Source organism: Leuconostoc gasicomitatum LMG 18811, from assembly GCF_000196855.1.
GTDB classification, from domain to species: domain Bacteria; phylum Bacillota; class Bacilli; order Lactobacillales; family Lactobacillaceae; genus Leuconostoc; species Leuconostoc gasicomitatum.
On record NC_014319.1, the window covers coordinates 858,443 to 878,718 of the forward strand.

The following is a 20,276-nucleotide window of genomic DNA, read 5'->3' on the forward strand; positions in this document are numbered from 1 at the left end:
GGTTGCTAAATATTCAATGAAATTACCCTCGGTGATATAGTTTGTTTTGGTCTAGCATTCACAGGCGCTATGGGTAATAGATGGGGCTCATACTTAGTAACAGTTTCCAAAAAAGAAACAGCCACGCTACAGCACCATAAGGGTATTTTTTTATTAAGGATTTTCTAATTTAGTAAATTTGTATGTACTGATGTATAATTAATTTAGATTAATAAGTGAGGGAGAATGAATATGTCAGATGAATTTTTTGTAAAAGTACGACGAGCAATTGGCTTTGATGGACTGATTTCTATAATTATCGGTGCCTTTATATTATTCCTGCCTGGTCGAAGCGCTAGAGCAGTTGCTGGAATGATGGGTGCTGCTTTAATCGCAGCTGGGTTGTTCAAATTGCTTTCTGTGTTTAAAAAGGATAGCGTTAATGGCACCACCAGATTGGGACACTTAATCAGTTCTGTTATCTACATAGTTGCTGGTTTATTTATATTCATAGACATGCAAGCGGCCGCTGTATCACTCATTTTAGTAGTTGGTATATTGACGGGTATGGCATGGTTAATTGAGGGGATTATTCAGCTTACAATTTTAAATCAGATTAGCACTAACAAGTTTTGGTCAATCTTATCAGCAGTGATTAGTGTATTAGGCGGTTTAAGTCTATTATTTAGCCCATTATTGGGTGGTATACTTGTATGGACGTTCTTCGGTGTTACTTTGTTAATCATTGGAATTTTTAAGATAATACAATACGTCACTTTAAAAAAATAGGTTATTTCAATACACTAGTTAGTTAAATCTAACGGTGTTTTTTATACATAAAAATGAGAAGAACGAGTTATCTGCAGATCAACCTTTGTTTGCGAAGATTGATCATGCTAATTAATGAACTAAATTAATGAGATAATATAAATGATGAAATAAGCAATTGTTTGAGATGTGTGTTATAATTAAAACATTGAACGCAACAGAGAGTGTGTTCAGCAGTCTAGCAGAATACTTGTCAAATTATTAGTTACTGGTTTTAATATCATATTTGATATATGTTGAATGATACAGAGAGATCTTCAACCTCAGAAATATTAAGTTAGTTTAGTTAATCAATAAATTTAGTTTTGTAATGTATAGAAATTCTTATCAAGAAGCCTGTTAGGCTTTTTATTTTGTTATAATGTATTAACTTGCGTGGTTTTATATCTAAACCTCAATCCATAAGTTAGGAATAATTGAGCAACACATAACAGTTTTAAATAACTATATTTTCGCTGAAACGGGCAAATGAACAGAAATTGATGTTATGGCTAAAGTGAACCTATCTATAAAATTTAGGCTCACTTTTCATTTTCTAAAGGTGGTAGTAATATTAAGGAAGGATTATCCAGTATGAACCAGTCTCTCGAGTTAATAAAAAGAGGGGTCACAACTGAATTGGCGTATAATGTTGAACAAATGAGTGAGGAATCGCAAAATGTATTGTATGAAGGATTCAGATTCCGACTAAAAAATAAAACGTTTCGGAGTCGGCTAGCAAAAAAAACACCTACAAAAAAGGGCTATTTTGTTGCTTTTTGGGAAAAAGATAATCATGCTAAAAATAAACCGTTTGATTATGAAAGCAGTCCCGATTTTTTAATAATTAATGTGATTGATTTTAAAAACCAAGGGCAATTTATATTTCCTAAAGCATTATTAGCGCAAAAAAAAATATTGTTATCATTGAATTCAAAAGGAAAGATGGCAATAAGGGTTTATCCAGAGTGGGTGAAGGAATTAAATAAAACTGCTTTTCAAACACAACAATGGCAACTGCATTATTTTATTGATCTATCAAAAGATTTAATAGATGTCTCTAAATTAAAGCAGTTATATACAATTTGACTGCAAAACTGTATAAATTTTCAGTCAATTCGATGTCAGAGGCGTGATAGTTTGATACTTAAGTCTATTTCAATAGTTATTAGGAGAATTTTTATATGCCATGGATTTATTTGTTACTTGCAGGTTTTTCGGAAATACTTTGGTCAACTACTATGAAATTAAGTCATGGTTTTACAAAAGTTGGTTGGGCAAGTTTGACAGTTATTGGTTTGATTGCAAGTATGTTCTTTTTATTACAAGCAGTGAAGTATTTGCCATTTAGTTTAGCTTATCCAATTTGGACAGGGATTGGGGCAGTTGGATCAGTGGTAATTGGTGTCATATTATTTCACGATCAATTCCCACCTATTACTTGGTTTTTTATTATTTTATTAGTTGTTGCAATTATTGGTATTAAAGTAACTGCCGGGGAGTAATATTAATGTCACTGATAGTTTCTTTAATCAATTCAGAAACGAAATAGAAAACGGCGACATGTCAGGGAATGAAGCTAACATATTAAAAGTCATTATAAGCTGATCGAAACGTTTAAAAACGATGAAAGAAAATTTTGAAGCAAGGAATTTTCCTACGCCTAAAAAAGCCACGTCATTCAGTACGTGGCTTTTTTAGCACTTAGGTAACACTAATTCGAAATAAATTTGTTTATGGGCATACTATTATGTAATAAATGTCCTAGAGGTCTCAACTTTTTTAAATAAAAAAACTGTTTTACCAAAATTACAGGTAAAACAGTAACAATGCGCGGGGGGGGAGTCGAACCCTCGACCTGCCGGGTAGAAACCGGCTGCTCTATCCAGCTGAGCTACCAGCGCAATACAATATATATAATAGCATAAAAACAGTAAATATCAAAGATTTAATTTATCTATTTTTTTAATTGGCTTACCTATAGTATACTATAGGTAAGCCAATTACAGAGGATTTAACATATGAGAAAAGCATTTATCGCACTAGGCGTGATCTTTGTAGCATTATTAGTTGCGTTTGCAACATTTAATCAACAACCTAAATATGCCGGTGTTTCGATGCCTAGAGCAGATTATCGGCATTTGGAGCAGTCACGTCGTAGTATTAAAACCTTTATTTCGGCACTAGATGATTTTGATTATCAAGATGCTAAAACGATGGCTGTTGTTGAAAAGTCAGGCAATCAAATTATTAAGCATAATAGTAATAATTTAAGCAGTACCGATTCTCAGGCATTACGTGATGCACTATACGGTAAAACGGGAATTATTACAATTGTGCAAATAGCCAAAAAAGGTCACTATAATATCGACAGTAGTGTTGCTTCACGTTTCCATGATAAATTTGATACAATCATTACAATGTCAGTGAATGCCATGAATAAAAGTTCGGCACAACGTGCTGATATTGTGACACAAATGAAAGTAGATTTAAATATTGAAGCGGCAATATATAGAATAGGGGCAAAGAATGAGGAGTAAAGAGTAGTAGTATCGTTTTCCGGGAGAAATGATGGTTAAGAAAGAAGATGCACGTGTTTTACGGACAAAAAAAAATATTGAAGAAACAACAATTACGCTATTAACAACACAACCTAATTTTTCGATTACTTTATTATTGCGCCGTGCAGATGTCACCCGAGGTACTTTTTATAAGTACTATCAAAATAAAGAACACCTTATTTCTGAGGTCAACCATACATTGATACAGGAATTTATTCAATATACGCAAGGTAAATTTCATGTTGCCAAAATGATCCAAGCTGTAAGTGATCGTGCTGCTTTTTATAATGCGGTGCTCAATTTACATAGTGATTCAGTTTATGTTAAAACACTTATGTCGCGAATGCGAATGCAGATGCAATCACAATTGGGAATTATTGAAGACGAAGAGCGGTACAGACATCAAATGTTTCAATGGGAAATTATCATAGGTGGCTTTTGGGCGCTGATTTCACAATGGTTGTTAGATAATATGAATGTGACACAAACTAAGCTATTACAAGAGTTTATCGAATTATTACGTGTTGACACCACTGGGTGGACACAAACAGGTTTGAACTTATTTGATTTTGACAATATTAATTAAAAAATAGACTTGTATGATATTGACGCGATTATTAATTTTTGTTATAATTGATAGGTTGTTAGCATAGCTACAACCACTCGGAACAGGTTGAAGTACGTGTCGGACAAGAGCCGACCCGCCTGGAATGGTGAGTCTAAGTATAAGGAGAATTCAATAATGGCATATGCAGTTATTGTAACAGGCGGCAAGCAATATAAAGTCGCTGAAGGCGACACAATCTTCGTCGAAAAGTTGGATGCAACAGAAGGTGAAAAGGTAACTTTTGACCAAGTTGTTTTGATTGATGGCAAGGTTGGTGCACCTTTTGTTGAGGGTGCTAAAGTTGTTGGAACTGTTGAAAAGCAGGGTAAGCAAAAGAAAGTTATTACTTTCAAGTACAAGGCCAAGAAGAATATGCATTCTAAGCAAGGCCACCGCCAACCATATACACGCGTGAAGATTGATTCAATCGCGTAATTATTACTTGTAAAGGAGAAATAGACTTATGTTGATGAATCAAGAAAACTTACAAATGTTCGCTCACCACAAAGGTGGCGGATCTTCAGCCAACGGGCGTGATTCAGCTGGTCGTCGTTTAGGAACTAAGGTTGCTGATGGACAAGATTTGACAGCTGGTTCGATTATTTATCGCCAACGTGGGACACATATTTATCCAGGTGTTAACGTTAAAAAGGGTGGAGATGACACTTTATTTGCTTTAACAAATGGTGTTGTTAGATTTGAACGTAAAGGACGTGAAAAGCGTCAAGTATCTGTTTATTCACGTGAACAATACAATGAAATTTTAGCTGCTGCAAAGTAATTAAAATCAAAAAAAGAACAGTTCGCTGTTCTTTTTTTGTACTTATTAACAAGTTCGGCAATATGATGTATTGAATTAAAAAGTAATCGTATGAGCTTATGATATAATTATAGATAACAATGAAAAGGAAAGTATCATAAATATGACTAAATATTTTGAAGCACGTATTGTTAAACTGCAAAAACTACTTAAACAATTGAACCTTGATGGCATGATTGTATATCAAGGTGCTAACATGAAATATTTAACAGGTTTCAGTGGCGGAACAGGTGATGGAGTGGTTATTATTGGTCGTGACTCTGCTTGTTTAGTAACTGACGCACGATACGAAGAAGCATATAAAGCAAGTTTACCAGAAAGCGTTAATTTAAAAATAACAAGAGCCTATTATGAAGAGGCAGTTTCAGTAGCAGTATCTTTTGACATAAAAAAATTGGCTTTTGAAGCCGATATGCCATATAACATTTATGATTATATTGATGAGCTATTGCCCGCTGATATATCATTTGATGCGCTACCATTTGCTATTGAAGCCCTACGTGAAGTGAAAGATGAAGAGGAACTCACTGCGTTACGTAAAGCGGCAGCTGTGTCGGTGGCGGCATTTAAGGAACTCATTCCGTTTATTAAGCCGGGAATGACTGAACGACAGGTGGCCAATGAATTAGACCGGCTTCAAAAAAAATTCGGAGCAGAAAAGGCCTCATTTGACACGATAGTTGCATCCGGTTATCGTGCCGCTTTGCCTCATGGTGAAGCAACTGATAAAATAATCGAAAAAGGTGAACTTGTTACAATTGATTTTGGTTATTATGTCGACGATTACACGTCCGATGTAACCCGAACAATCGCTATCGGAAGTATAAGTGATGAGCTCAAACAAATTTATGCCATTGTTAAACAAGCAAATGAAAATGCCATAGCAATTGTAAAACCAGGTATTTCTGGTAGTGAAGTTGATCGTGTTGCACGTGATTATATATCTGCGCATGGTTACGGTCATGATTATAATCATTCTACTGGTCATGGTGTTGGCCTAGATATTCATGAAGGTCCAGCGCTGAGTTCGCAATCAAGTGATGAATTACAACCGGGTCATCTTTTAACCATTGAGCCAGGCATTTATCTTTCAGAAAAAGGTGGTGTCCGCATTGAAGATGATATTATTGTGACATTAGACGGTTATGAAAATCTAACACATGATCTTACCAAAGATTTAATTGTAATTGAGGATTAATATGACACACACGCGATTAGATTTTTTAGTGTTTTATCGTGGTAATTTAGTGACTGGTTTTGATTACATTTACATCAAACGCCATGAGGGTCATGCTTTTTGGCAGAGTAGAGATAAAACCCAAGAGGCGAAAGACATTGCAGATATAGATTTTGATTTTTATAATCCGCATTTTAATCAAGCGGGAAAAGCTTTTAATTGGCGTTATCATGAACAATGGACTGATATGACAATGTCATGGGATGAATTTACCGATAAAGCTATGAGTTATATTAATACTTGGATGACAGAATATCCTGGTCCTTCTCAGACTAAACCTAGTTTAAACGATGAATGGGGTATAAGATTTAAAGTGCCAGGTGAACATGAACGTATGATTTGGGGATTGAATGCTTATCCGGCTAATTTACAGAAATTCATAGATTTTCTGTATTCATTTGCTAATTGAGGCGCTGCATCTCGCGGTGCTTTTTTGTTGAGTTGGTGTAAAATGATAATAGGGAGCATGTCTATAAAAATAAAAAGTAACGATACACGCATGTAACAAATGTACCACTACGTTTGAAAGGAATTAAATGGGAACTGAAACCATACACTTATTGCATACGAATGATATGCACTCACACTTTGAAAATTGGCCACGTATTTTGCGCTTTTTGTTGGAAAAGCAAAAAACATATACGCAAAGTTACACATTTGATATTGGAGATGCGATTGATCGTTTAAATCCATATACTGATGCAACAATGGGACAAGGCAACATTGAATTGATGAATGAAGCAAACTATGATGGCGTGACAATTGGAAACAATGAAGGGTTAGTGTTGTCTCATGAAGCAATGAACCATTTATATGATGGGGCCAATTTTGATGTTTTATTGGGTAATTTAAAGGAGTATCCTGGTTTAACGCAACCAATATGGGCAAAAAACTATAAAATTATAACGACTACTTTGGGAACCAAAATTGCTGTATTAGGATTGACTGCACCTTATAATTTAACCTATCCTTCACTTGGGTGGAAACCATATGATGTGGATGAAACAATTGATAAATTATTACCAATACTTCGTCAAAAGGCTGATGTCGTGGTGTTATTATCTCATTTAGGATTACCAACAGATGAACATTTAGGTGAAAAATATGACATTGATATTATTATTGGTGCACATACACATCATTTGTTAGAGCATGGTAAAATGGTTTCAGGGACTTTACTGGCGGCAGCAGGCCGTTATGGTAATTATGTCGGCGATGTTTCTTTAGAAATATCAGATGATGGTCATATTTTGAGTAAAAAGGCAATCACGACACCGACGTATGAAATGTCGGAAGATGATGAGGACTATCATTTCATTCATGGCTTATTAAAAAAGGGACAAAGAGCTTTGACCACGCGATATGTGACGCAGATACCACGAGATATAACAACCGATGAACAAAGTTATGATGCGATGAGAGCTTTAAAGCAATATTTTGATGCACCGGCAGCTATGCTATCAACTGGTATGTTTGTTGAAGATTTTCCAAAGGGCCAGTTGAATCAATATGAGTTGCTCGAAAGTATGCCACATGCGATTAATCCGATGTTAATGACACTTAAGGGACAAAAGATTATTGAGTTGTTCGAAGAACTTGATTCGCAACGAGAATGGTTATCAACTTTAGCGATGAAGGGTAGTGGATTTCGTGGCAAAATTTTTGGTTATATGCGTTTTGATGGTATTGATAGACAAAAAAATGGTCAAATTCTGTACCAAGGTAAAATCATTCAGCCTCATCAAAATTACCAAATTGCTACACTTGACCATTACAAATGGGTACCATTTTTCCCTGTGATACAAGATGCACCAGTAAAAATCGAATTGCGTATATTATTAAGAGAATTGATGGCGCAATATTATAAGAAAAAATACAGTAACGTATAGTGTACTGTTAAAAGAGAGGCATTTAATGGATCGTGAATCGTTAAAAACACAAACGCTATTACAACAAGAAGAACGTAAGATGGCATATCAAGTTATACGCCATGAAAATAAAATAAGCATTGATAAATTAACGTTAGAACTTGTTGAAAATTTTAAAGAAGCTTTTAATACTGAAAAATTGGCCATACGTTATACACCATTGTTAGCGCAATATGATTATCTTGTAGGTGATATTTCAGCTGAACAGTTGCGTCTTAAAGGTTTTTATCGCAACGAAAAACATGTACCAAATCAAGATAAAATAGAGACATTGCAGGACTATTTGTATGAATATGTTAATTTTGGCGCACCTTATTTTGTATTAGAAAATATTAATCCGCGGCAATTGGAACAGGAAGATCGTCCTAAAAACAACAGGCGAACACATAAAAATAATCATAAGCGTTCACCTGAAAAGGAAAAAAACAAAACAAGCGTGAGAGAAAAGCCACAAAAAAAAGAGCAACCAAGTAACAAAAAACCAAGTAAACGGCCTTTCATAATTAAACAAAAATAACAGCCTGAGGCTGTTATTTTTGTTTAATTATGAAATATAAAAAGCCACAACCGAAGCTGTGACTTTTTATAGCTCGTGAGAGAATCGAACTCTCGATTCCGCCGTGAAAGGGCAGCGTCTTAGCCGCTTGACCAACGAGCCATGGTCAGTGATGCTTGTTTCTACCAAACAACTATACTAGTATAACAAAAAATTATTCACTCGTCAATGACTATACTAAAAATTGTTAGCTTTTGGTGCGACATAGGTTATTGAAAGACGCTGTGTGAATCAAGAATTAGTTAAGAGGAACATCGACAGCCCAATTTTCGGGTCCTTTTTCATCCCCATATTGAATAGCAGTTAGCCGGTCGTACAATTTTTGTGTCCATGGACCAACTTCTGTTTCTGAATAAAATACATGCTTATTACCATGATGTGTGATTGAACCTACAGGAGAAATAACTGCTGCGGTACCCATAGCCCCTGCCTCGGTGAATTGGTCCAAGTCGTTAATTGAAATGGTCGTTTCTTCAGCTTCAAGTCCAAGCTCCTTTGCGACCTCAAGAAGTGAATATTTTGTTACTGAAGGTAAAATTGAAGGTGACTTTGGTGTTAAGAAGCGGCCATCCTTTGTGATACCAAAGAAGTTGGCTGAACCTAATTCTTCAATATTCTCATGTAAACGAGGATCTAAATAAACAACATCAGAGTATCCAGCAGCATGTGCCTGATCGCCAGCAAGCATTGATGCGCCATAGTTACCGCCAGCTTTAGCTGCACCCGTACCACCGTGAGCAGCGCGGTCATATTCATTAGTAACGTAGGCTGTTGGTGTTAAGCCACCTTTATAGTATGCACCGACAGGTGTTGCATACACCTCAAAAACATAATTATCTGCAGGATGAACACCAACAACTGGCCCACCACCAAATTCAAATGGTCGAAGATAAAGTGTTGCACCAGTGCCATATGGTGGAATAAAATCTTTATTTGCCTTTGTTACTTCCTGTAGGGCACGTAAGAACAATTTTTCAGGAACCGGAGCCATCATTAATCTTGCAGCTGAATTTTGTAACCGTTGTGCGTTTCGATCAGGGCGAAAAAGATTTGCACCACCATCTTGACGTCTGTAAACTTTCAGACCCTCAAAAATATTTTGCCCATAATGAAGGCCAGTGGCTGCTTCATTCACTGGTATATTTGAGTCAGTCTCTAGGCCGCCTTCACTCCATTTACCATCTTTAAAATATGCGCGGAATCGATAAGGCAAATCATGGTATTCAAATCCGAGTTCTGACCAATTAAAATCTTTGGGTTGCGCTTTCTTCTGTGACATTTTCTTCTTCTTTCTTATAAAAATATAATAATTTTACTATAACGCTTATAGCATAATTAAACAACATCTAAATGTAAATCGTTTGGCCGCGTTTTACCAATCTTTTTTAAAGCATAGTACATTGCCATACTTCCAACTATTGGGACTACAATACCAAATATTGCGACAAGTAGTAGTGCCCGAGGATCTGATGAAGCTAATGCTATTGGGGCAATAAAACCATTTAAACCAAGTCCAGCAATAGCAAATGGGACTTTTAAATTAAACACACCAACAGCGACCATGGCTGATATACCAGCTATGAAAGCTGGACCAAACATAAGTAATGGGCTTTTTAATAAGTTAGGAAATTGCACTTTTGGTGTAACGATTGTTTGAGCAATATTTGCACCGACATTATTTTGTGTCCAACCCATAGCTGTATAAACAACGAATCCAGCGGTAGTACCAATTAAAGCTGCACCTCCCGAAAGTGGATCTAGCATTACTGCAATCGCAAGCGCTGCAGAAGAAGCCGGTGTCATTAAGAAGAGAAACCAAACAACCGAAACGATGAATGAGCCAAGGAAAGGATTGACATTCATTGTCGAAGCCAATGATTCTGATATCCAGTTTAGAAAGGGTGTCGTTACTGCTGCTGTGCCTAAACCAAAGAATGTTCCGGCAAGAGTGGCACCTAGCGGTACAAGCATCATGTCTAGCGGTGTCTTACCTGTTAACCAATTGCCTACTAATACAGCTAATAAGGCTGCTAAAACAGCAGAGATTGGTTGGCCGGAAGTCAATACAATTGATCCAGCAGCCTGATCTGCTACCCATCCTGTTGCTGTGTGAGTTTGTGGTGCTACAGCTGAAGTAAAGTAAACAGCGTTTGAGCCAACTGTGGCAGCAATCAGAGCAGCACCAGTAGTTAAAATATTAGCACGCATCATGATGGCAATACCAACACCAAGTGCAGGGGCAAGTAATTTTTGACCCATTAGACCAGCTTGCACTAATGGCGTGTATCCAATTATATTTCCAATTGAAGACATCAGGAGACCCATGCCAAGGACAGCAAGAATAGCATTGGAAATGCCAGTTGAGACATCAAACACGACATCGCGAACGGATGAGGGTGATTTTTCTTTATTACTTAATGACATTTTGTCATGTTTAGCTGTTGTGAGCGGGGTTGCTTGATTCATTATCGATCCTCCTAAATGTTGTTCAGTTAGTGATAAAACTATTTTTACAACTAACAATTGAACTGGTTCTTGAAATGTATAAAAAATAAAATAAAAAGAGACGCTAGTAAATTACTAGCGCCCCTTGAAAACATTGAGAAACTCAACATGTTCACGCCAGTTAAGAAAATGACTTCTCAACTGGTAGACAAAACAGACCAGCGAGGAGTCAGATAATAATGACTACGTTGATCGTAATGAGTTTTGTGAAATTGTATGAGTTTAGTGTGAACATTTCATTAGTTTCCTTTTATTTAATATTTAGTATTATGTCATTAAATTAATTAAATGTCAACAGCGTAATCTTAAATTCATTTTATGTCAAACATATGAGTATTTGATATAATGTAGTAAATTAGATTGGAGGCAGGTTTATGTTACTTTTAGCAGTAAAAGGAATCACTGAATCAAACCGCAAATTTTTATCACAATATGATGTCACTGTTGTAACACCCGATACAATTACGGCACAGCAAATACCTGAAATTGTCATTAGCTACGCATGGGATGATGCTATTGGCCAAAAAATATTAGCTAATCCAAATTCAAAATTAAAATGGATTCAGACACAATCGGCAGGAGTAGATTATTTGCCACTAAAAAAGCTGAAAGACTTTGGTGTTGTTGTCACAAATGCCAGCGGTTTAAAGGCCATTCCAATTGCGCAAACAGTTTTAAGCTATATATTATACTTTGCACGTGGTTTAAATATTTATGCGTCACGAACGCATTGGGAACCTTATACCAATCAATACCTAGTGACAGAATTACCTGTTTTAGTATTTGGTACGGGGCGTATTGGTCAACAAATTGCCAGTCATATTAGGGCATTTGGTGGAACTGTTTATGGTGTGAACACAACTGGACATATGGTTGATGGTTTTGACGAAGTCTATAGCATGCATGACTATCAAAAAGCGTTAGCAAAATCTCGCGTTGTTGTTGATGGTTTACCTGGTACACCTGAAACTGATGATTTTTTTAATAATCATTTTTTTGATCAAGTTAATCAATTATTTTTATTTATTAATATTGGTCGCGGTACGACCTTAAATCAAAATGACTTGTTGGCTGCAATTGATGATTCCCGTGTTAAATATGCTGCACTAGATGTGACTACACCTGAGCCATTACCTAAAAATCATCCACTATTCGACCGACCACAAGTATTATTGACACAACATACGAGTTGGGGAGAGTATGTTAATGCGGGGCGTACTGGCGGGCTATTTCGTTTATTTGAAAAGAATGTCCCTTCCTTTGTAAAAAGCGGCACAATTCAATACAATATTGTAAACCTTGATAAAGGGTACTAAAATAATAAGAACATACTAGAGATGGCATGTTTAATAATTAAGAGGGAACACAAAACGTTTATGAAAAAAATTGCTCATCGTGGTATCTCAGCTCAAGCACCAGAAAATACGCGTGCCGCATTTAAAAAAATGGTGGCATTGAATGTTGAGTGGTTAGAGACAGATATTGATATGACGTCTGATGGTGAATTAATCCTCATTCATGACGATAAAGTAGACCGCGTGTCAAATGGCAGTGGTTCAGTCAATGATATGACATTAATTGAGTTACAGAAACTAGATTTTGGTCGGTGGTTTAGTGAGGCGTACGCTAATGAGCGTATTGTGACCTTGAAATGGTTAATTGATTTTATTAATCACTATCAGTTTAATGTTAATTTTGAACTCAAAACAGCGTTGAAATCTGACACACAACATGCCTATCTCACATCTGTTTGTCAGGCATTACGGCAGGTTAGTTCAAAGGTTGAAATTATTGTGTCAAGTTTTGATATGACGCTGCTTCAAAAGTTTCACGTGTTAATGCCTAGTATTCAACTAGGTGTTTTAATTGAGGCACAATTACCAGATAACATTGTTGAAATTGCTAAAAACATTGGCGCTACATATGTTCATCCTGATGTTACTTTTCTGACAAAAGAGCAAACTCATAAATTAATTGATAATCACTTACAGGTGAATGTTTGGACAGTTAATGATATGATCGTGGCTGAAAAATTGGAAAAATGGCGAGTTGAAGCTATTTTTACGGATTTTCCAGAAGTGAAAGCAATATGACATAAGTAGTGCTTTATAAAGTATATCCTTGAAAACATGTCTATACTAATGAAACATTGTTTCTTTAGTATAGACATGTGATAAAATAGATTTCAGAGAAATTGTTGGAGGATTACTTTGGAAAAAGCATCAGAAAAACGTGAGGCTCGTGTAGCGATACGCTATAAAAATATCATAAAAAGTTTAGACAATACTTGGCATGTATTAGACGATACACGTGTACCAATTGTTCGTCAAGTATTGGGTTGGCTAGATCATCCAGACCAAAAACTAAAAATAATTCATATTGCTGGAACTAATGGTAAGAGCTCTACTGGTGCTATGATGGGAGCAGTATTACAAGCTAATGGCTATTCATATGGCCGTTTTTCAAGCCCTTTTATTCTTTCAGCAAGAGAACAAATTTGTATTGATGACGAGATGATTTCTAAAAATGATTTTGTTGATTACTACGAACGGCTCATCAAATGTTTTAAACTTAATAGTGTCTCAGCAGATTATTTGACATACTTTGAATATTTTACAATTATATCTTTATTATATTTTGTAGATCATCAAGTTGATTTCGTTTTGTTTGAAGCAGGATTAGGTGGTCTTCGAGATGCAACAAATGCAATAGACACACCTTTGTTAACCGTTTTTACAAAAATTAGCGTTGATCATCAGAATTTAATTGGTCGAAATTTAACCGAAATTTCAGAAAATACAGCCGCAATTATTAAAAAAGGCACTTGGGTTATTGATTATGCTGGTCAAGATCTGACTGCACGAAAGGTTTTAAAGGCGCAAACAGAGGCGGTCGGCGCAAAATGGTTTGAATATAAACAAGATCAAATCATTATTGCAAATACAACACCTTCAGGACTAGACTTAATAATTAATGGCATACCTGGTTATTTTTTGAGTATGTCTGGGGCTTTTCAAGTGCATAATTTTAGTATTGTCTTACAAATAAAAGCGGCTTTAACTGCGATGGGATACACCTTTATAAAGGATAAAACGCGAGAAGGGCTTGCAAATGTCAAACTGGTGGGTCGTATGAATTATCATAAGACATCAAATATTTTGTTTGATGCGGCTCACAATGTTGATGGGATAAACGGTTTGGTTGCGGCGCTTAATGCTTGGCATTTAAAAATTAAGCCAACCTTGATTTTGGGTGTATTAAAAGATAAAGATTATCACGAAATGTTGGACACTATTGTACCTGTTGTACAACAGATTATAACGGTTACGCCAAATAATAAAACACGTGCATTATCGGCAGATGAACTCGCGGCGGAATTATTGACAAACTATCAAAACATTGATGTCGAAATAGCAAGTGATGCTACTGCAGCTATTTCACTTGCTATGCGTGTTCGAGAATCATCACAGGCTTTGATTGTTGTGACAGGTTCTTTCTACACACTAAGTGCGATTCAAAAGGATCATCGAATGGCATGATTATTTTGATCTAGTAGCACAACGATATGAGCTATAACTACTATAATTGTATCGTTTATAATAATTAAGGAGAAGAGATATGACTGTAGAGTCTCCTCAAAACTTTTTCTGGGATGACGTCGTAAAACAAGCGCAACTAGAAAATAAGCAAGCAGAGAATCAACCTTTTTTTAGTATGGCACCAATGGAGGCTGTAACGGATACTGTCTTTCGACGTGTTATAGCACAAGCTGGTGGACCAGATGTTTACTATACCGAGTTTACAAATGCTAGTTCGATGGTTCATCCACAAGCTAAGTTTTCCGTTCAGGGTCGCTTAGCTGTGGCAGAAAATGAAAAACAACCGGTTGCTCAAATTTGGGGTTCACGGCCAGAAGAAATCGCTGGCGCTGCCAAAGTCTTGGCAACAATGGGTTATCAGGCAGTTGACATCAATATGGGTTGCCCAGATACAACTGTGATTAAAAATGGTGCTGGTTCTGACTTGATTCGTCATCAAGAATTAGCAAAGGAAATTATTTCTGCTGCTAAAAAATCAGGTCTAGCGGTTTCTGTAAAGACGCGATTAGGTTTTTATCAAGCAGAAGAGTTTCGTGAGTGGTTACCTATTATTTTACGTCAACAGGTGGCTGTACTAACTATTCATTTGCGTTCGCGTAAGGAAATGTCAAAGGCACCTGCACATGAAGAGTATATAGATGAAATTTTAGCTATGCGAGATGCCATTGCCCCTCAAACACTGATCCAAATAAATGGTGATATTAAGACACGCCAATCGGGGATGCAACTTGTAAAAAATCATCCTGGTATTGATGGTATAATGATTGGCCGAGGTATATTTGAAAATCCATATGCGTTTGAAGTTAAACCCAAACAGCACACTTTAGAAGAATCAATTGCATTATTGAAGTTGCAATTGGATTTGTTTGACGATGTGAATGCTAATATCGCACCCAAACATTTTGAAGCATTAAAACGTTATTTTAAAATATATTTGCGTGGTTTTGCACACGCCTCAGCATTACGTCAACTACTGATGGAAACACATGCAACCGAGGAAGTGCGTGATATATTAGATCGTGAATTAGCAAAAGTGTATGCGAAAGTTGCCGCAGATGAACATATTTATCGTGATAACGGTGTTGCAAGTGCAGATGTGGCAGCAGCTAACCAATTGAAATTAGCACGGGAAACAAAAAAATATAATTAGTGCCTGTTGTTGGTTAATAACCTGATGTTAAATTGACAATATTAACCTATCAAGGCATGGTTAAAAATCACATATGACTAACATAGCAACAATTTTTTTGTATAATAGCAGTATTATTGCCTCTCAATAATACATGTGCATAAAAAGTTGTTAAATCAAGATTGAAAAATAAAATAAAATCTATTTTGCATATAAAATAGTTTAACAGTCGGGAACTTTCAAAACAAGTTGCTGACAATTTTCCTTCGTCTGTTCGGTTGTTGTAATACATTGACATATCAATGTATTACAGCTGGTGTTTTAGCCATTACAATCTTATCGCCGATGAATTATGGCATAAATGTCGATAGAAAATAGCCAAGTAATGTTTATTAAGAAAATGTTTATTTAGAATTTTAATATATAAGCCGCTAGTTAGTTAAATTTAAGGGCAGTTTTTTAGTACATAAAAACTAAACTGGTTGAAAAAGACTAGTTTAAAGTAGCACTTTATATGGGTGCTTTTTTATGTAACAAGTATTCGTACATGCATAATATCCATTTTTATCATATAATAATTACAAAGGAGAAATATTCATGATCGCATTACATATTTTATTTGGTTTAATGATATTAGTTGGAGTTATCATGACCTCTGTTTCATTTCAAGGTGATACTGAAAAACTAACCAAACTACAAAAGTTTTCGTTAATTTTCACCACATCGGCAATTGGTTTAACAGTTGTTGCTGTGACGGCAATGTCGAGTTCAATTTACATTGCGCTAGCAATGTTTGTTGCATTAGCTTTGTACGAATATTACGCATTCTTACGCAAAGCTAGCCAAAAATAAACTAAATATCAAAAAAGCGCAATCTTAAAAATAGGTTGCGCTTTTTTATTGGAGTAAATTATGGATAAAGATGATATCATATGTACTATATTTGCAATTACTGGTATGGCTGATGTGGTTGTGGGAGTGATAGTTCAATTTAAATAAAATCTTAACCCTCTAGTAGTACAATAGTTATATCGGAGGTATGTGGACATGAAAAATAAACACAAGGTTGGCTTGTATACCGGTATATCTGCAGGTGTCATCGTGCTAATTACGGATTGGTTAAATCTTGAGAGGACGATATCATTCTTTGTAGTTTTAATTACAGTATTTGTAGCAAGTTCTATAATCAATAAGCTGATAAAATAATGTTTTATTGAACAAAACTCTAATTCAACCTACGTCTTTCTAGTAGTATAATTATTGTTATTGGACGTTGAAATACCAAATTCACAACAAGGAACGCGTGACCGAGATACTAGACGACATGTTGTATTTCAAAAAATATGATATTGATGTTACTAATATATCATTCAACAGATTTGAGAATGAAATAGAAAACGGCAACATTTCAGGAGATGAAGATGATGTATTGGAAGTTGTTGATAATCTGATCGGAACTTTTAAAAAGATGAAAGGAATTTTTGAAGCAGGCAATTTACCTATATCTGAAAAAATGGACTAACCACGTATTAAGTTACGTGGTTTTTATTATTGCAAAAATATGTACATCTTGCTATCAATGGTATAATTAAATTGTTAAAATAAAAAGTTGGGATTTAGTTGGGAACACCAATCGTAAACGTTGATGTTACAACAGTTAGTATAATAGCAGTATGAAACTTACAAGCAAAACAATTGAACAATTATTAATTGAACAACAGCTATTGGTATCAAAACCAAATATAGATTTGGCATTTGATTTTTTACATTATGATACGCGGCAGGTGAAAGCCAACACGTTACTTGTTGTTAAAGGCGCCTTCCGACCTGAGTATTTGACGCATACAGCTGATATAGAAGGCTTGATTACTGAGACAATATTAGATGTTTCTTTACCGCAGTGGCAAGTGACAAATGTTCAAAAAGCACTAGCTGTTTTGTCAATGGCTTTTTTTGATTATCCGCAAAAAGCCTTGTGGATTGGCGCTTTTACAGGAACAAAAGGTAAAACAACAGCTGCATATATGGCATTTAATATCTTAAAAGATGCTACAAACAATCATACAGCTTTGTTTTCAACTGTTGATCGTATTACAGGTACAGGACCTGGAGACAAGAAAAAATCGGATTTAACAACACCGGAATCCTACGAATTATTTAAAGATATGCGTCAAGCAGTAGACAATGGTATGACGCATTTGATTATGGAAGTAAGTTCTCAAGCTTACTTGAAACAACGTGTTTACGGTCTACGTTATAATGTTGGCGCGTTTTTAAATATTTCGCCGGATCACATCGGACCAAATGAACACCCAACTTTTGAAGATTATCTGGCTCATAAAATGATGCTGTTTGATCATTCAGACCAGGTTATTGTGAATGCTGAAAGTGAGCATCTTAAGACAGTTTTGGGGCATGCGACGCAAACACACGATAAGGTTTATACGTACAGTTTGGCGGGTCAAGGTGGCAATTATTCTTATGTTTCACGAGAAAGCGCTATTCACGAAAGTCGACTAATTGTTGAGCCAAGTGATTTAAATGAACTTGCTGGTGAATATCGTTTGAATTTACCAGGTGACTTTAATGAGTCAAACGCTATGGCAGCATTAATTATGACTGCACTGGCTGGCGCAAAACACGAAAATATGGTTCATGGATTAGATGTTGTTTTTATACCCGGTCGCATGTTAAGCTTGCCAATTGTAGGTCATGGCGTTGCCTTTGTAGACTATGCTCATAATTATGCATCGATGCGTGCATTACTTAATTTTGCTCAAAACCAGTATCCAGAAGGTAAAGTATTGGTTGTTGTTGGATCTCCTGGCAATAAAGGGGTCTCGCGACGTGCTGACTTTGGCCGAGTAGTTTCGGAACTAGCAGATATTGTCTATTTAACAGCTGACGATCCCCAATTTGAATCGCCAAAAGCTATTGCCGATGAAATTGCTGAAAATATTAATAATAAACAGCTTGAGGTTCATTTTGAAATGGATCGTATCAAGGCGATTTTTCAAGCAATTAAGCAATCAGGAGAGAGAGACATTGTCATAGTTGCCGGTAAAGGTGAAGACCCCTACCAAAAAATTAATGGTAAGGATGTACCATATATTGGTGATTATGCAGTTGTTCAAAGTTACCATGACTAAACGGGATTATAAAAAAACTAGCAGTACACTGCTAGTTTTTTTGATCAGAAATTCAGTTTGGCTGTTGTGTTAATGATAAATATGATATCATTAGTATATGACAAATCCAATTGAAGAATCACACAAAAAATCAGGTAAAATACCATTGAGAATTGATCCGGAATTGCACGAAGTACTGGTAACACGTGCAAACAAAGAAGGGCGTTCACTGAATAATTATTTAACAAAATTATTAGAGGATGGTTTGCAACCCAAAAATTTCGAAGATCGACAGTTTGTAGGGCAAGTGATCTCAGGTGAAAATTTTGATTTACCTAGTCGTTTAGTATCAATTTCGGGTATTTATTACCGTTATTTGATTGATAATGCGATAACGGCTAAAGCAGATGCACAATATGCTATCATTGAAGCAAACGGAAATATTTTAACATTACGAGAATTGAAATAGGAAATTATTTTTAGTTCAATAAACTCATTGAGTGAGGGAGAAAATTATGATTTTTTTTAGAATTGTACCACAGAATAATGCGGGGTTAGTCGAAACATTAGGCAAGTACAGTCGTCGCAAAGAAGCTGGTTTGCATTTTTATGTGCCTTTTTTTCAGACAATTCGAAATGTCAGCTTAGCCATGCGTCCACTTCGTTTACCAGACTATTCAGTGATTACTGCTGATAACGCTGATATTAAAGCTAGTGTGACGTTGAATTATCATGTAACAGATGCTGTGAAGTATATGTATGAAAACACTGACTCTGTAGAGTCAATGGCACAATTGGTACGTGGTCATTTGCGGGATATTATTGGTCGTATGGAATTAAATGAAGCATTAGGGTCAACAACGAAAATTAATGTACAATTGGCGGAAGCAATTGGTGATTTAACGAATACGTATGGCATCAATGTTGATCGTATCAATATTGATGAATTACGACCATCGGTATCCATTCAAGAAGCCATGGACAAACAACTAACAGCTGATCGAGAACGTGTGGCTACAATTGCTAGGGCAGAAGGTCAGGCGCGCTCGATCGAGCTCACTACAAAAGCAACAAATGATGCATTGATGGCAACGGCCAAAGCAGAAGCTGATGCAACTAAAACTCGAGCTGATGCAGAACGTTACCGTATTGATACAGTTCAAGCTGGACTAGCAGGAGCTGATGATAAGTATTTCCAAAACCAATCAATTAATGCATTTACAACATTAGCTAGTTCTGCAGCTAATCTAGTCATTGTCGATGGTAAAGAAATATCTCAACTGGGTCAACTACCTGTGGTTGGTAAGTTACTTGAAAAAGGTTTGAAATAATGACACAAAACCTATTTCCACTAAAATAGTGAGTTTAATATGATAGATCAGATATGAGTGAATCATTTAGAATCATGGTATTGACTATT

At 35.9% G+C, this 20,276-nt stretch carries 22 protein-coding genes, 2 tRNA genes and 1 other annotated feature; of the genes, 20 read left to right on the forward strand and 4 right to left on the reverse strand.

Annotated features, from left to right (window positions below):
• The first annotated feature begins 231 nt into the window (after window positions 1–231).
• The 3 genes from LEGAS_RS04185 to LEGAS_RS04195 all read left to right on the forward strand — a co-directional run bounded on the left by LEGAS_RS04185 (window position 232) and on the right by LEGAS_RS04195 (window position 2,291).
• Complete coding sequence (locus LEGAS_RS04185) at window positions 232–768, forward strand: HdeD family acid-resistance protein (protein ID WP_013231497.1); 537 nt, start codon at window positions 232–234, stop codon at window positions 766–768.
• 612 nt (window positions 769–1,380) lie between these two features.
• Entirely contained in the window at window positions 1,381–1,875 is a 495-nt protein-coding gene (locus LEGAS_RS04190; RefSeq protein WP_010391356.1) for a MepB family protein, read from the forward strand.
• A 95-nt stretch (window positions 1,876–1,970) separates the two neighbouring features.
• Window positions 1,971–2,291, forward strand: coding sequence for a DMT family transporter (locus LEGAS_RS04195; RefSeq protein ID WP_010391358.1), 321 nt, complete (start codon window positions 1,971–1,973; stop codon window positions 2,289–2,291).
• A 325-nt stretch (window positions 2,292–2,616) separates the two neighbouring features.
• On the opposite strand, the gene LEGAS_RS04200 is transcribed toward LEGAS_RS04195, so the two are convergent.
• Window positions 2,617–2,690 (reverse strand) — tRNA-Arg (locus LEGAS_RS04200).
• Window positions 2,691–2,807: 117 nt separating this feature from the next.
• On the opposite strand from LEGAS_RS04200, the gene LEGAS_RS04205 reads away from it, so the two are divergent.
• From LEGAS_RS04205 to LEGAS_RS04240, 8 genes are all read left to right on the forward strand, one after another.
• On the forward strand, window positions 2,808–3,326 hold the full coding sequence (locus LEGAS_RS04205; RefSeq protein WP_010391360.1) for a hypothetical protein: 519 nt from the start codon (window positions 2,808–2,810) through the stop codon (window positions 3,324–3,326).
• Window positions 3,327–3,357: 31 nt separating this feature from the next.
• Complete coding sequence (locus LEGAS_RS04210; protein WP_013231498.1) at window positions 3,358–3,933, forward strand: TetR/AcrR family transcriptional regulator; 576 nt, start codon at window positions 3,358–3,360, stop codon at window positions 3,931–3,933.
• 61 nt (window positions 3,934–3,994) lie between these two features.
• Window positions 3,995–4,078, forward strand: a sequence feature (ribosomal protein L21 leader region).
• Between the two features lie 11 nt (window positions 4,079–4,089).
• Window positions 4,090–4,389 (forward strand): 50S ribosomal protein L21, encoded by a 300-nt coding sequence (rplU, locus tag LEGAS_RS04215; RefSeq protein WP_010391365.1) that lies wholly within the window; start codon window positions 4,090–4,092, stop codon window positions 4,387–4,389.
• 28 nt (window positions 4,390–4,417) lie between these two features.
• Window positions 4,418–4,735 carry a 50S ribosomal protein L27 gene (gene rpmA / locus LEGAS_RS04220; RefSeq protein ID WP_010391368.1) on the forward strand — a complete coding sequence of 106 codons (318 nt, stop codon included), beginning with the start codon at window positions 4,418–4,420 and terminating at the stop codon, window positions 4,733–4,735.
• Between the two features lie 142 nt (window positions 4,736–4,877).
• Window positions 4,878–5,972 (forward strand): M24 family metallopeptidase, encoded by a 1,095-nt coding sequence (locus tag LEGAS_RS04225; protein ID WP_013231499.1) that lies wholly within the window; start codon window positions 4,878–4,880, stop codon window positions 5,970–5,972.
• A 1-nt stretch (window position 5,973) separates the two neighbouring features.
• Window positions 5,974–6,420, forward strand: a complete 447-nt coding sequence (locus LEGAS_RS04230) for a hypothetical protein (protein ID WP_010391370.1) — start codon at window positions 5,974–5,976, stop codon at window positions 6,418–6,420.
• Window positions 6,421–6,547: 127 nt separating this feature from the next.
• The gene (locus LEGAS_RS04235; protein ID WP_013231500.1) at window positions 6,548–7,900 is read left to right on the forward strand and encodes a bifunctional metallophosphatase/5'-nucleotidase; all 1,353 of its coding nucleotides are present in this window, start codon (window positions 6,548–6,550) and stop codon (window positions 7,898–7,900) included.
• 25 nt (window positions 7,901–7,925) lie between these two features.
• Window positions 7,926–8,456: a YutD family protein gene (locus LEGAS_RS04240; RefSeq protein WP_013231501.1), complete on the forward strand. Its 531-nt coding sequence runs from the start codon at window positions 7,926–7,928 to the stop codon at window positions 8,454–8,456.
• Window positions 8,457–8,525: 69 nt separating this feature from the next.
• Here LEGAS_RS04240 and LEGAS_RS04245 read toward each other — a convergent pair.
• The 3 genes from LEGAS_RS04245 to LEGAS_RS04255 form a co-directional block, all read right to left on the reverse strand.
• Window positions 8,526–8,597: transfer RNA gene (locus LEGAS_RS04245), tRNA-Glu, on the reverse strand.
• Window positions 8,598–8,733: 136 nt separating this feature from the next.
• Window positions 8,734–9,774, reverse strand: coding sequence for a branched-chain amino acid aminotransferase (locus LEGAS_RS04250; RefSeq protein WP_010387532.1), 1,041 nt, complete (start codon window positions 9,772–9,774; stop codon window positions 8,734–8,736).
• Between the two features lie 56 nt (window positions 9,775–9,830).
• Window positions 9,831–10,961, reverse strand: coding sequence for a PTS sugar transporter subunit IIC (locus tag LEGAS_RS04255; RefSeq protein WP_010387534.1), 1,131 nt, complete (start codon window positions 10,959–10,961; stop codon window positions 9,831–9,833).
• A gap of 413 nt (window positions 10,962–11,374) precedes the next feature.
• Between LEGAS_RS04255 and LEGAS_RS04260 the strand changes: the two genes are divergently transcribed.
• From LEGAS_RS04260 to LEGAS_RS04300, 9 genes are all read left to right on the forward strand, one after another.
• Window positions 11,375–12,316, forward strand: a complete 942-nt coding sequence (locus tag LEGAS_RS04260; protein WP_010386234.1) for an NAD(P)-dependent oxidoreductase — start codon at window positions 11,375–11,377, stop codon at window positions 12,314–12,316.
• A 60-nt stretch (window positions 12,317–12,376) separates the two neighbouring features.
• Window positions 12,377–13,093, forward strand: a complete 717-nt coding sequence (locus LEGAS_RS04265) for a glycerophosphodiester phosphodiesterase family protein (protein ID WP_010386232.1) — start codon at window positions 12,377–12,379, stop codon at window positions 13,091–13,093.
• Window positions 13,094–13,210: 117 nt separating this feature from the next.
• Complete coding sequence (locus LEGAS_RS04270; RefSeq protein WP_010386231.1) at window positions 13,211–14,539, forward strand: bifunctional folylpolyglutamate synthase/dihydrofolate synthase; 1,329 nt, start codon at window positions 13,211–13,213, stop codon at window positions 14,537–14,539.
• Window positions 14,540–14,618: 79 nt separating this feature from the next.
• On the forward strand, window positions 14,619–15,749 hold the full coding sequence (locus tag LEGAS_RS04275; RefSeq protein ID WP_010386229.1) for a tRNA dihydrouridine synthase: 1,131 nt from the start codon (window positions 14,619–14,621) through the stop codon (window positions 15,747–15,749).
• A 576-nt stretch (window positions 15,750–16,325) separates the two neighbouring features.
• On the forward strand, window positions 16,326–16,580 hold the full coding sequence (locus tag LEGAS_RS04280) for a hypothetical protein (RefSeq protein WP_010386227.1): 255 nt from the start codon (window positions 16,326–16,328) through the stop codon (window positions 16,578–16,580).
• 451 nt (window positions 16,581–17,031) lie between these two features.
• Complete coding sequence (locus LEGAS_RS04285; RefSeq protein ID WP_029510809.1) at window positions 17,032–17,250, forward strand: hypothetical protein; 219 nt, start codon at window positions 17,032–17,034, stop codon at window positions 17,248–17,250.
• A gap of 151 nt (window positions 17,251–17,401) precedes the next feature.
• Complete coding sequence (gene murE, locus LEGAS_RS04290; protein WP_013231503.1) at window positions 17,402–18,877, forward strand: UDP-N-acetylmuramyl-tripeptide synthetase; 1,476 nt, start codon at window positions 17,402–17,404, stop codon at window positions 18,875–18,877.
• A 97-nt stretch (window positions 18,878–18,974) separates the two neighbouring features.
• Window positions 18,975–19,325 (forward strand): toxin-antitoxin system HicB family antitoxin, encoded by a 351-nt coding sequence (locus LEGAS_RS04295; RefSeq protein WP_010386246.1) that lies wholly within the window; start codon window positions 18,975–18,977, stop codon window positions 19,323–19,325.
• Window positions 19,326–19,371: 46 nt separating this feature from the next.
• Entirely contained in the window at window positions 19,372–20,187 is an 816-nt protein-coding gene (locus LEGAS_RS04300; RefSeq protein WP_013231504.1) for an SPFH domain-containing protein, read from the forward strand.
• Window positions 20,188–20,276 lie beyond the last annotated feature (89 nt).